Origin of the sequence: Neobacillus sp. OS1-32 (genome assembly GCF_030915425.1) — a bacterium.
In the GTDB taxonomy this organism is placed as follows: Bacteria; Bacillota; Bacilli; order Bacillales; family Cytobacillaceae; genus Neobacillus; species Neobacillus paridis.
Map to the genome: position 1 here is coordinate 3,049,117 of NZ_CP133263.1, position 12,654 is coordinate 3,061,770.

Consider the following 12,654-nt stretch of genomic DNA (forward strand, 5'->3'; position numbering starts at 1 on the left):
AGTTTCCAATAAACCAAGGGGATTGATTCTTTTTGGGATAGTGACTCCAATAGGCACAAATCCTTAACGGGTTACCGATTCCCGAAGTCTGTCAACAAACCAGCGGCGCAGCATGGCTTTTCCCCAGCCGTCATGATTTTCCTGCAGTGTTTGCACCCGCCAGTACATCGGAGGATGGGGCATGAACTGAAATTCTATCAATCTGAGAAATAATGGATTTCGCTTTAAAGAAGAGATATCCTTTTTCGAATCCTCTTTGACAACCATGCTATATTCCACTGATTTGACCAGTGCTTCATCCTGATATCTGGCCAATGTCACTAAGCTGTCAGCCATTTGATCGTGTCCGCCTTCAAGCAGAGCGGCGCCTAAATGATCGGCGCGGACCTCCATCCACTGTGAGCAAAAGGATTGATAGATGGGAAAAAGCAACATCAAAAACCACATCATGAAGAAGAACGGAAACTTGTATTCCTCGATATTGTCAATATTGCCCATGACAAACAGAACAAATGAAATGACAGCCAGAAGAAAGCCGAACCGCCACACCTGGCCCCATAACACATCGCGTTTTTTCACATGAATCGCTTCATGGGCCAAAATTCCTTCAATCACTTCGAGCGGAAGCTTTAGCGTTGCGGTTGTCAAGGTCACCATTGACTTCCCGATATTCATACCGGTTGCCAGGCCATTGAATTCACTCGATTCTGCTTCATATACCCTCACGTTCGGGATTCCTGCTTTTTCAAAAATCCGCTGCGAGATTTCAATTAAACGCTGATCCGTCGTTTCCTTCGCATCCATGGCCACCATTAAGATTTGATCGGAAAAATAAAGATTAATCAGCCAATATAACAGTCCGATTGAAACAAGTAACCATCCGGGGACATTCAAATAATATAAGACCAAAAGTAGGCCCGTATAAGCTGATACCCCTTTTACCGTCGCGGCAAAATATAGCTTTCCAAGGAGACGCTTGAGATTCTTTTTATGGTAAAACGGGAGAACCTTGATCGGCTCCGCTGCCGATGGCCGCATGGCTTCAAATGTTTCCTTCCATTTTTCCGGCTCGGTAACAGTCAGATAAATCGTTTCTCCTGGTAATGACAGCCTTAGCACTTGATGAAAGCTGGTGGTGAAATCAGTGTTAGAGGTAAACAGCGTTAGTAATGGATGCAGCCTTAACAGGTCAACTGTTGATTCCAACCGCAGTTGTTCCACGTCCGAGAGCGGGAATTTGCGTGCTTCGAACCGTGATACAATATACAATATTTCGTCAGAACGAGAATAATAGACGTTGGCACTCTTATAGGCGAAAAATCGCTTGCATAATTCAGTTGCTACGCTCACTAGTCCAAAGATAATTAAAAACTTTAAGGGGCTTTCAGGGCCGTACACAAAAAATAACACAGCCCCGGAAAATACGAGTACGACGACAAGAAAGTCAGCCACAATCCGCATGTAACCCCGTTGAAGCTCAATTTTTTCCACCGCAACAGTCTTTAATTCCGCTTGCAGCTGATCAAATTTTTCCTTTCCTGCTGCTAACGTTGTTATGGCAAAGTAGCCGCTGGAAAGAAACCCGATGTAAATGAAGCACTCGGGAAATGAATATTGATAAAAGGTATAGCCAATGGTCAGGACTGCGGCAATAATCTCAACGATATAGGCAAACTTTTTAAGAAATTTTTCCGCTATCAGCCCCACGACCTGGATAATCGCACCAATCAATAGGAAGAGCAGAATTTCCTGTATACTTGGCAGCATCGTTCCACCTACTTTTCTGAGCTAAGCTTCATTTGTTTCGTCATTTCAATCACTTTCTCCATTTTTAAATCAGGATTCAGGATCATCAGTGAATAGCGCAGCCCTGCTTCATCCCACATCAGCCCATTAATGACCTTTTCATATTCCGCATTCTGTCCGCGAACGGTCCATTTTCCTTTCTTAATTGCCATACCCTTTCCTTCCGGTGTTGGAAAAATCGAGACGGTAAGGGCAGGGATATTTTGCTTCAGGTAGTTCACGGTAATCTCCGTGCGATTCACTTCTCCTTTGAGTTCATCAATTTCGACTTTATCCACTGTTAAATCTTTAAAAATCAAAAACGGTTTTCCCAACGCTTTTTCGGCGTCGGCAATTGAACCAGTTTTGCTACCGATTTCCGACTCCATCGGGGTGATTTTTACATTTTCCGGTAGTTTCAGTTTAAACGTATCGGCGGTGAACTTCGGTGAAAAGTCAATCTTCTTGTACTCCATTTCTGTTTTTTCGTCTCCGACCTGAGACGTTAATTTCACCATAAACCATGTTTTTTGATCAATCCATAATTCCATATCACCCAGAAGATTTTCCTTTTCCTTTGCGGTTAACTTAATGTGATAGGTGTTAAATCCGTGGATTTTTTCCTCACCGACGATTTTTTTCGTATGGGTGTCCTTCATCGCTTCCAGCATGGTTGTCATTTGTTCTTTATGCGTCATCGTCGGTAGTTCTTGATCCGATAAATCCATGCTATAGGCTTTCTTGCTTCCCGTTTCATAAGTAATCAGCTGTTTTCCATCATTGACCGCATAAGCTTGATGGTTTTTTTTCGGAAGATTGGTAGAGACCATCTTTCTCTTGCCATCGCTTCCGGCATACTCTTTAAAATAGATATGTTCTTTTGTTTTACCGCTTGAGGTCACCTTCATGGTTCCTTCCGCGTAGTAGGAGTTACTATCGCCTTTTTCAGCTAAAACCTTTGACACAATTTCCTCTGCTGACACGGTTAATTCCCCCTTACATCCTGATAATATGCCTAAAACTAACAGTAAACTTATCATTATACTTTTTGTTTTCAACTCTCATGCCCTCTTTCTTTGATCCAGCAAGCGACCAGTGTTCCGTATCCGCTCGCTGACCAGAGTTTAATTTTTCCTTCGTGTTTTTCTATCAACATTTTGGCGATGCTCAGGCCAAGTCCGGAACTGCCGCCAAGTCCTCTCGCTCCCTCTGCCTGTACAAATGGTTCAAACACACTTTCCTGTTGCTCAGTAGCGATTGCTTTTCCTTGGTTTTGGATCAGAATCACTGTTCCGTCCTCACGCCATTGGTTTACTTGTGTACTAAAAGGCGGGAAGACCCATTCTGGCAGCGGTGTCGAACTTGAGACTGCCGCAAGCCATATATGGTGGTCGGATTCGGTGTGGCGAATGGCATTCCCCATAATATTATCGACGATGCGTACCATTTGCTTGGGATCCACTTCATAAAGCCCTTCTACTGATTGTTGAACCGTCAGGGGAATTCTTTTTTTGCAGCATGGTTCTTCGTAACCGGAAAGCAGCATCTCGAAAAATTCCTCGCCATCGACCTCGACCAATTCGATCTCTTGCTGCGACGATTGCAAAGACGTGTACATTGATAAATCATCCAACATTTGCTTCATGTATTCGAGCTTTTCAAATAAAATTTCCTTGTATTCCCGCTTTTCCTGATCGGTTAACGTGTTTTCATTCTGCAAGGCCTCAGAATAAGCGCGGATAACCGTTAACGGGGTTTTTAAATCATGGGAAAGTGCGGCGACAATGTACTCCTTTTCTTTATACTGCTTCGCCAATTCCTGTTGGGTCTGTTCAATCTGCTGCTTCATTTTTCGAAAATGACTTACTAACTCGCCGATTTCATCCTTTGATTCCCTGTATGGTTTTTGACAAGCTTGGCCTTGTGCAAATGCCGTCATCTCCATCCTTAAGTGCTGCAACGGCCGGTTTAATTTGCGGTTGAGGAGGACGACAACAACAAAATAAATTAACAGAAAGAAAGCGCCAAACAGAGTTCCCAATAAAAGATAACGATTGTTAACCCCCTCGACCCATTCTTTACGGCCAAAGGTCACTTCATAAATACCGATGATCTGCCCGTCATGCAAGACAGGTTTCTTAACCGTATAAGTCCGGTAATGCTTCTCGATTTCATTCAAGTTTTTATACAGTTGCTCAGTATTTTCTTGATACAAGCGGGAAGCCGGGTCGCTTAAGGAGGTGTAGACCATGACACCATCCGGCCGGTACAATGATATTTTCGTAGACTTGTTTGCCAACTTTTCTACTGACGAATAGTTTTCGATTGGCTGTACAGCATATAAACTTGGTTTTTCAAGCCTGGGTTCCAGCTCAGACAGCCTTTTGGAAATATCGATATATTCGAGAAAATCCTGTTTCTGATCCAGGCTGCTGATGCTGACATAGAGAAAATAAAGACCAGCCACCGGTAAAAGCATCACAACAAAATAACTGATCATGAGCCAATATTTAATTTTCATGAAAGCTGCTCTCCTATAAAACGGTAGCCTGCCCCCCAAACAGTCTGGATGAATTTTGCCGAACGGGTTTCATCATGTAATTTTGCCCGCAGGCTTTTAATGTGAACCGTAACAGTATTGTTGCCATCCATGTTCTGCTGCTGCCAAATATGTTCGTAAAGCTCGGCTTTCGTAAAAATGTGGAACGGATTTTTGGCAAGAAGAAATAACAAATCCAGTTCTTTCGCCGTCAGCTGCACTAAAGATTCATTTAAGTACACCATTTCGTTTGTAAAATCAATCGTTAAGCCGTTTGAATAACGGATGCGATTTTTCCCATGTTGTTTATGTAAATAGCGGCGAAACCTTCGTAAATGAGAGTTAATGCGGGCGCTAAGCTCCTCAAGGCTAAATGGTTTGGTCAAATAGTCATCGGCCCCCAAGTCCAGGCCACGAATTTTGCTTTCGTCTTCGGCTCGGGCACTAACGATTAGCAAGGGAACATCACTTTCCAGCCGGATTGTTTTGCAAAGTGTGAATCCATCCATTTCCGGAAGCATTAAGTCAACCAAGACAAGGTCGTAAGTGTCCAGCTTAAAATCCTCCCAGCCCTCCTTGCCCGTAGAAGCCCAGGTTACACGATACCCTTCCTTTCGCAAATGATCGCAAACAATACGCGCTATTTCTTTATCGTCTTCAACTAACAACAGATTCTCTGATTTCTCCATCTTTCCTTCCTCTTCCTTTCCACTCCATTATAATTGAGAAATTTATAAAGTTCGGATTTTTTATAATGACTTAATAATTTCGCTGGTGCCTCGACACCATTGTGCTTAGCCGAATATGTAAAAAAACATCGCTCAAAAAGTCTGAACGATGTTTCGACTGATTATTTGTGCACCGCTAAATGGGCAAAATGAAAGTGATCGAAGGCATGCAAGTCGTCTTGTCGGTCGGAAAAATACATTTCTTCGATATTGGCTGGAGCGAGATTTTCATACACCAACATACCGCAATCCTGCAATTCTTGGTCGAGCTCAAACGAGTCAAAGCTTGTAATAATTGGTTCACCAGTACTGGCGGTGATTTGCCGCATCTGGGTCATTTTCCTGGCAGCAGTTTTTTCATCAAAAGCACTATGATCCAGGTAATCAAATACAAAGGAGCTTCCGGCTACCGCAAGATTGGATACGGCCGATAGGAGCCTGAGAAAGTCCCTTTTTTCCAGGTACATCACAACGCCGAGAAGGCTAAAATAGCTTTGCTTTTGCTCATCATAGCTGTCCTTCTTAAGTTCCGCAACAAATGAATCGGTTGTAAAATCAACTGGGACAAACTTCAAATTTGCCGGAATGTCCATTCCCAATTCATTAAGCCGGTTACGTTTAAAGGCCTGTGTGGCAGGATGGTCTACTTCAAAGATGGTAAAATCATGAGGAAGGTTTTCTTGGCGGAAGGCAAACGTGTCTAAGCCAGCACCTAATATCACATATTGCCGGACACCGCGATTAATGGCTTGCATAAGGCCATCTTCTGCATATCTTGAGCGGCTAACCAGCTGTGGAATCGTCTGGTTATTCATCACCCATTCCAGCTTTTCAGCAAAGGTCGGCAACGTTTCACCTTTCTCCTGATCAAAAAAATGAATGGCATTTGCCCAATTCGCGGCGATTAATTGTTTTTCTTCATCAAGCAAAAGGGAATTGGCAACTGGATCCTGAAAAATCGGCTTTTGGCTTTTCGATGTATGATATCCTCTGGCAAAACAGCTAACTAAGGCCGTTAAACTCCCCTTATTTTTTTCCAAAAAAACTCCCCCCTTTTAAAAATAGAAACTCCCAGCCAAATGGTGGCCAGGAGTCCATCATAAATCAGGGAGATTATATTGTCAATAAAATAAATATTTTAGCATAAAATTTAATTTTTGTCAATATATTTTTGAAGCTTTCCTTTTTACATACACAGCCCGGCGAGGAAGATTCCCAGTGCTTGCTGCTGGATTTTATCAAATTGCTCGAGCGGCAGCGGATTAACTCCATTGCCAAGCTCAATCGTAAAGCCTGGCCGGCGCCACTCCTGGATGAACCAGTCCTTGTACCCGGCATAGCTTTCGATATTTTTAACCGGGGCATAACCGCTCACACGACTGAACTCCTGAACAATTGTTTCCGATTCGGGCGGTTCCAGATTTTCAAATCCCCAATACATCTCTTCCCCCTGGGTATGAAATGCCAGAACTTTTGAAAAGTCACGCTGCCTCGTCAGCTCCGCCATTGCGATTGCTTCCGGCTCTGTTAACGGCTTCTTGCCGCCATAATCCCGCGGTCCCGGCTGCTTTTGGTTCCGTGCTCTTTCCCCTTCCCAGTTGGCAGGGAATTGATCATTTAAATCCACCCCGTTAATATTGGCCTTCCAGCCAGTAAAGTCTAAGCTGCCTTGGTTTAGCTCCAGTACTCGGGTCCGCCACCGTTCGTTGTCCGGCAGCCCGTGTAAAACAAGATTAACACCGTCCGGATTGACCATGGGAACCAGTGACAATGACGTTTCCGTGTATAGTCTGGGAGTCTCGACACCGCCCATTGGAGTTTGATTCGTTAATGATAAAAGATAGTCATTCAAACATGTCAGCAGCACCGCCGTCGTAATCCACTCATTGGCGTGAAATGAGCCATTATAGTGAATTTTTTTATCTCCATTACCGATTCTTACTTCAGGAATTTCTCTTCCCAGCACAGATTGTCCGATTGCGGAAACACGGATAAATGGATAAATCTGCTGCAATCGTTTTAGGTCCTTTTTCAAGACACGATAATCGTAATTTTGTTTGCCTTGAACCACTCTCTCCGTTATCCGTTGCGGAATATGAATGGTCTGTCCCGTCTGTAAATGATCTGGGTTGATCTCTGGATTCACTAAATACAAGCCATCGAGAGGTAAATTTTGTTTTTGGGCAATCGTCGAAATGGTATCATTTTGTTGTATCTGATAATCCTTGACCATAAATCCCGGAATGATGATCTTCTGCCCAATTGGCAGCTGGTCCAGATGCAGTTTTGGATTGGAATCAATGATGAGGGGAAGCGATATCGTAAACAACTGGCTATAGTACGATAATGAATCACCGTGCCTGACAGTGATCTCCATGGAGGATCTCCTCCTGTTCATTAATCTTATTATTTTCAATGTATGCAAAAATAAAGAAAATAGCGCCTTTAAAATCCAAAGACACTATATGTAAAAAATTCACAAACTGTCCACCCCAGGAGGACATTTGTCCACGAACGGTGTCAGGCACCAATAAAGGTACTCTTTTCAATCACGATGTTCTTTTCCCATTCCTTTTTTTCTTCCGTTATATTTTGTAGTCTGTGGGCGCCGCGGCTTTCTTTTCTTAAGGAGCCGGCATAAGCTGCGGCCCAGGCAACGCGAATTTTGTCTGCCAGTTGTTTCGCCTTGCTGCCATCTGCGGTTTCAATTTGTGCCAGCATTGCCGCCAGTTGGTTTGCCGCTTCCACCAACGAATCAGTGGATCTTTCGATGCCTACCTTTGTCCACATGATTTCCTTCAGTGTTTTCATCATATCCTGTTCCATTGTTGCCGTTATACGGTCATCGTGATCCTCGCTACCCAGAGGCAGATTTTCCTTTTGTGGCAAAGGCACCGTCTCATTCGCCGCCATTTGTCCAACCCTTGATCCAAAAACAAGAATCTCAGTGAGTGAGCCGCCGCCTAAGCGGTTTGCACCATGAAGGCCACCGGTACATTCGCCGCACGCATACAATCCGGCGACACCGGTTCTCCCCCATTCATCCGTCTGAATTCCGCCCATACAGTAATGCTGAACAGGCTGCATCACCCAGTCACCCGTATAGCCTTTTTGATGAAGGCGGTAAAGCTGCGGGCTGTCCTGCTGCAAATCTTCTTTAGATAGATGTGAAAAATCAAGCAGCACTTTTTTTTGTTGATACATCGCATAACATAATACGTCTCTTGTTTCCAGCTCTTGTCTCGGGTACTTATCCATAAAGCGTTCGTTCGCCTCATTGACAAGGATTGCCCCTTTGCCAAAAATCTTTGTCAACACATCAATATTAGCCGGCGTTTTCAATCGGTAAGGATAAAATTGAACAAATTCCATATCTACCAGCTTGGCCCCGTGTCGAAATGCCAGTCCGATTCCTTCCCCGGTGACATCTCTTGGGTTATCGGTCGAATCATACAATCCGCCAAATCCGCCCGTCGCCAGAATGACCGCAGCTGAATAGGCTACAACCCGCTCTTTTTCCATGTCAAAAGTCACACCGCAAACGGTACCATTATCTTGAAGTAACTCCACTAATGAGGCTTGTTCGTGAAAAACAACCCCGATTTCCCGGGCATAGTCCCGCATTGCGGTGGTGACATTTCTTCCCTGTCCATTTCCGGCATAAACCCGTCTTGGAAAAGCATGGCCAGGTGTCGCAATTTTCCGTTCCCGTTCTAAGTTGATTCGATATTTTGTTTCCAATTCATTTACCCTATATGTAGATTCTTCTGCCAATATCTTTGCCAGCCTTTGATCCGTTAAATATCTGCTGCCAACGATCATATCTTGTAAAAACTGTTCAGGCGTATCACCTGGTGAGAAGATTGCAGAAAAGACAGCATTTGTTAATACGGACGAGCCGCCCATCCCGGCTTTTCCCTTTGTGATTATGGCAACGGCTGTACCTGCTTCTTTGGCAGAAATGGCCGCCGTCAGTGCGGCCAATCCCCCGCCAATCACCACAACATCATATTGAAAAACTTGCCCTTTCGACACAAAACTCATCTTCTTTCTTTACCATTTTGAAACAACACCACGCCTTATTAAACGTGTGATTCGATGAAGACATTGCCTTTTTCTTGCAACCTTTTGTACCCCAACTGCTCTCTTTTCCTATCCTCATTTTACCGTAGTTCTGCGGTAATGGCCCTGCCAGCTGTTCTTCCGGTAAATAAACAGCCGCCGACAAAGGTCCCTTCCAGTGAGCGATAGCCGTGAACGCCACCGCCGCCAAAACCAGCAGCCTCCCCAGCGGCATACAGACCGGGGATGGGTTCACCATGATGGTCCAAAACCCGCCCCGATAAATCAGTTTGCAATCCGCCCAAGGTTTTGCGGCTCAAAATATTTAAGCGAACAGCGATGAGCGGTCCGTTTTTCGGATCTAGTATTTTATGCGGCGGGGCGACACGGATTAATTTATCGCCAATATAATGACGTGCGCCGCGAAGAGCAGTGATTTGTAAATCCTTGGTAAACTTGTTGTCGATTTCCCGGTCTCGCGCCACTATTTGCCGTTCGATTTCTTCGAGCTTCAATAGGTTTTCCCCTGTCAGTTGATTCATCCCGGCCACAAGGTCGGCCAGGTTATCAGCGACAATAAAATCTTCCCCATTGTCCATAAACGCTTTGACCGGTCCGGGGGCACCGGGAAGCACTCGGGCCAATACTTTGCGGATACTCTTTCCGGTTAAATCAGGATTCTGCTCGGAACCGGACAAAGCAAATTCTTTTTCAATAATCTTCTGCGTTAAAATAAACCACGAATAGTCATAGCCAGTCTTCTGAATCGCTTCAAGGGTACCTAATGTATCAAAACCTGGGAAATTCGGTGCCGGGAACCGCCGACCTAGGGCATCGAGCCAAATGGACGAAGGCCCAGGTAGAATCCGGATGCCATGATTTTTCCAGATCGGATTCCAATTTTTTAAACCTTCGGTATAGTGCCACATCCGGTCCCGATTCACAATCCGGCCCCCGGCTTCTTCGGTGATCCCGAGCATTCTCCCATCAACATGGGCCGGGACACCTGAGACCATATTTTTTGGAGGCTCTCCTAAGCGGCTTGGCCAATTTTTCCGCACCAAATCGTGGTTGCCGCCAATGCCGCCGCTCGCTACTAGAACCGCCTGTCCGCGAAATTCAAATTCACCAACTACCTTTCGGGAACTCTCTTCACCCCGAAGCACGGTGCTTGGCTCAAGGATTGCTCCACTGACGCCAACAATGGCTCCGTTTTCTTTAATTAGTTGATCGACACGATGCCGCGGGCGGTAATCTACTAAACCAGTTTTCATATGTTCGCGAACTCTACGTTCAAATGGGGCCACCAGACCGGGGCCTGTCCCCCAAACAATATGAAAACGGGGAACCGAGTTGCCATGTCCTTCGGCGATGTACCCGCCTCTTTCCGCCCAGCCTACTACCGGGAAAAAGCGGACTCCCATCCGATGCAGCCAAGCGCGTTTTTCACCGGCGGCAAAATCGACATAAGCTTTTGCCCATTGGATCGCCCAGTAATCCTCATCGGTTTCCCGATCAAAACCAGCCGTTCCCAGCCAATCCTGCCAGGCCAATTCCTTTGAGTCTTTAATTCCCAAGCGACGCTGCTCGGGTGAATCAACTAAGAACAAACCGCCAAACGACCAATATGCCTGCCCCCCAATTGAGACCTCAGGCTCCTGATCTAACAGTAGCACTTTTTTGCCGGCATCAGCAATCTCTGCAGTCGCCGTTAACCCGGCCAAGCCCGCCCCAACCACAATCGTATCAAACTTCATACTCACCATCCTCCGTTTCTTAACATGATATTGTTCCAGTTTAGTAGTTAGTATATATTTTGGGAGATTTCATCGTCAATGCCAGTTTTTTGAAATATCAAAAAATTGATCCTTGCTTTCAGCATCTAAATTTGGCAGTAAACCCAAGGCTCTGTCGAAAAAAGACTCTTAAAGAGGCGATAAATCTCAAAGGAATTTGTGCCAGAATTGTAGAATTTCTGCTGTAGTCATTTTTGACTAAAACAACCCAATAATGACTATAGAAGTGGAGTGAAATAAATGGTAGCAGAAACAATGGAAAATATATTATTGAAAGAAATCATTTCATACTCCTTCGATGAAATATTTATTACTGATGGTAAAGGGAATGTGTTAGCAGTTAGCCCTTCATGTTATGAATTATACGGAGTGGAACCGGAGCAGTTAATCGGGGGAAATGTATTTGAGCTTGAAATAGAAGGCTTTTTGAACCCATCTGTTACAGCTCTTGTTCTAAAATCACAGCAGCCCGTTACCATTGTTCAACAAACAAAAGCCGGAAAAAGAATTTTGGTATCAGCCTATCCCATTTTTCTGGAGGGCAGGCTGGAACGAACGTTAAGTTTTTCAAGAGATATCACAGAATTTGAAAAGCTAAAGGAACGAAATGAACAGGTTGCCGAAACACTTGCGATGTATAAAAAGGAAATTGAAAACCTCAAGAAATTGGAATCATTTCTCTATAAAAATCCCAAAATGACTGAAATCATGGGTATTGTTGAAAAAGTTGCCAATCTTGATGTGACCGTGCTAATTGAGGGAGAATCAGGCGTTGGCAAAAGCCGAGTTGCCCACCTATTACACAAACAATCGTTTCGACATGAAGAACCTTTCATTGAAGTCAATTGCGGGGCAATCCCTGAATCTTTATTTGAATCCGAGCTTTTCGGATACGAAGAGGGGGCCTTTACCGGTGCAAAAAAAGGAGGCAAGAAAGGTTACTTTGAAGCGGCTGGTTTGGGAACTATTTTTCTTGACGAAATTTCGGAAATTCCTCCAAATCTGCAAGTTAAGCTTCTATCGGTATTGCAAAATAGAAAATTAACAAGAATTGGGGGAAGTAAAGAAATAGAAATCAAATGCAGGGTTATTTGTGCGACCAATCAAAATTTAAGAAAACTGGTCGCAGAGAAAAAATTTAGAGAGGATCTTTATTACCGGATTAATGTCATTCGATTGTCACTCCCGCCACTTCGTGAAAGGAAAGATGAAATTCCCTCACTAATCAGCGAGTTCATTGCAAAATTCAATCAAAAGTATAATATAAGTAAACAATTTTCCCCAGAAATGGTCAGGTGGCTTTGTCATTAAATGATGTAGACCCGAGTTTTTTCGAAGGAATGAGGAAAGGAATTGTCGCGTTCAGAATAAAAATCACCAAAATGGAAGCAAAGGCTAAATTAAGCCAAAACCACCCAGTGGAACGACAAGAGTTAATTATTAAGAACTTGGAAAACCGTTCGAATCAGGATAACATCCAAGTGGCCTCTCTGATGAGGAAAAATCTCCAAAAATCCAAATAAAAGTTAGTCCTTATAGAATTAAAGTTGTTAAAAGCTTTGTTATAACAGTATTATCGTTAATCTAGCAAAAGAGTACCACACAGCATCCCTCTGGATGTGACTGGTACTCTTTTAATTGCATCAAACCTCATACATGACTTCCTTTTAGAACATGATGGTTTGGAAGCTATATTACTTGACGAAATTTCTGAAATTCCTCCTAATAAATAGGTTACGCTTTT

Annotated in this window: 10 protein-coding genes; 2 read left to right on the forward strand and 8 right to left on the reverse strand. The window is 44.0% G+C overall.

Features of this window, described 5'->3' with window-relative positions:
- Positions 1 to 63 precede the first annotated feature (63 nt).
- From RCG24_RS15100 to RCG24_RS15135, 8 genes are all read right to left on the reverse strand, one after another.
- Positions 64 to 1,767: a M56 family metallopeptidase gene (locus RCG24_RS15100; protein WP_308077403.1), complete on the reverse strand. Its 1,704-nt coding sequence runs from the start codon at positions 1,765 to 1,767 to the stop codon at positions 64 to 66.
- An 8-nt stretch (positions 1,768 to 1,775) separates the two neighbouring features.
- A complete protein-coding gene (locus RCG24_RS15105; protein ID WP_308077404.1) occupies positions 1,776 to 2,768 on the reverse strand; it encodes a LolA family protein in 993 nt (330 codons plus the stop codon).
- A 71-nt stretch (positions 2,769 to 2,839) separates the two neighbouring features.
- Positions 2,840 to 4,306 (reverse strand): HAMP domain-containing sensor histidine kinase, encoded by a 1,467-nt coding sequence (locus tag RCG24_RS15110; RefSeq protein ID WP_202653287.1) that lies wholly within the window; start codon positions 4,304 to 4,306, stop codon positions 2,840 to 2,842.
- Complete coding sequence (locus RCG24_RS15115; protein WP_202653286.1) at positions 4,303 to 5,013, reverse strand: response regulator transcription factor; 711 nt, start codon at positions 5,011 to 5,013, stop codon at positions 4,303 to 4,305. Before RCG24_RS15115 ends, RCG24_RS15110 begins: the two co-directional genes overlap by 4 nt.
- 161 nt (positions 5,014 to 5,174) lie before the next feature.
- Complete coding sequence (locus RCG24_RS15120; RefSeq protein ID WP_308077405.1) at positions 5,175 to 6,092, reverse strand: class I SAM-dependent methyltransferase; 918 nt, start codon at positions 6,090 to 6,092, stop codon at positions 5,175 to 5,177.
- Positions 6,093 to 6,238: 146 nt separating this feature from the next.
- Positions 6,239 to 7,429 carry a M14 family metallopeptidase gene (locus RCG24_RS15125; RefSeq protein WP_308077406.1) on the reverse strand — a complete coding sequence of 397 codons (1,191 nt, stop codon included), beginning with the start codon at positions 7,427 to 7,429 and terminating at the stop codon, positions 6,239 to 6,241.
- 143 nt (positions 7,430 to 7,572) lie between these two features.
- Positions 7,573 to 9,096 (reverse strand): FAD-dependent oxidoreductase, encoded by a 1,524-nt coding sequence (locus tag RCG24_RS15130; protein WP_308077408.1) that lies wholly within the window; start codon positions 9,094 to 9,096, stop codon positions 7,573 to 7,575.
- A 119-nt stretch (positions 9,097 to 9,215) separates the two neighbouring features.
- Positions 9,216 to 10,871 (reverse strand): FAD-binding dehydrogenase, encoded by a 1,656-nt coding sequence (locus RCG24_RS15135; RefSeq protein WP_308077409.1) that lies wholly within the window; start codon positions 10,869 to 10,871, stop codon positions 9,216 to 9,218.
- Between the two features lie 279 nt (positions 10,872 to 11,150).
- On the opposite strand from RCG24_RS15135, the gene RCG24_RS15140 reads away from it, so the two are divergent.
- Together RCG24_RS15140 and RCG24_RS15145 are read left to right on the forward strand one after the other, a co-directional pair.
- A complete protein-coding gene (locus RCG24_RS15140; protein ID WP_308077410.1) occupies positions 11,151 to 12,221 on the forward strand; it encodes a sigma-54 interaction domain-containing protein in 1,071 nt (356 codons plus the stop codon).
- 29 nt (positions 12,222 to 12,250) lie between these two features.
- A complete protein-coding gene (locus RCG24_RS15145) occupies positions 12,251 to 12,433 on the forward strand; it encodes a hypothetical protein (protein WP_308077411.1) in 183 nt (60 codons plus the stop codon).
- Positions 12,434 to 12,654 lie beyond the last annotated feature (221 nt).

Excerpts from the sequence above, each read along its gene's own strand:
- RCG24_RS15125 (WP_308077406.1), bottom strand. The coding sequence starts at position 7,429 with ATGGAGATCACTGTCAGGCACGGTGATTCATTATCGTACTATAGCCAG.
- RCG24_RS15140 (WP_308077410.1), top strand. The coding sequence starts at position 11,151 with ATGGTAGCAGAAACAATGGAAAATATATTATTGAAAGAAATCATTTCA.
- RCG24_RS15145 (WP_308077411.1), top strand. The coding sequence starts at position 12,251 with ATGAGGAAAGGAATTGTCGCGTTCAGAATAAAAATCACCAAAATGGAA.
- RCG24_RS15100 (WP_308077403.1), bottom strand. The coding sequence starts at position 1,767 with ATGCTGCCAAGTATACAGGAAATTCTGCTCTTCCTATTGATTGGTGCG.
- RCG24_RS15130 (WP_308077408.1), bottom strand. The coding sequence starts at position 9,096 with ATGAGTTTTGTGTCGAAAGGGCAAGTTTTTCAATATGATGTTGTGGTG.
- RCG24_RS15110 (WP_202653287.1), bottom strand. The coding sequence starts at position 4,306 with ATGAAAATTAAATATTGGCTCATGATCAGTTATTTTGTTGTGATGCTT.
- RCG24_RS15115 (WP_202653286.1), bottom strand. The coding sequence starts at position 5,013 with ATGGAGAAATCAGAGAATCTGTTGTTAGTTGAAGACGATAAAGAAATA.
- RCG24_RS15135 (WP_308077409.1), bottom strand. The coding sequence starts at position 10,871 with ATGAAGTTTGATACGATTGTGGTTGGGGCGGGCTTGGCCGGGTTAACG.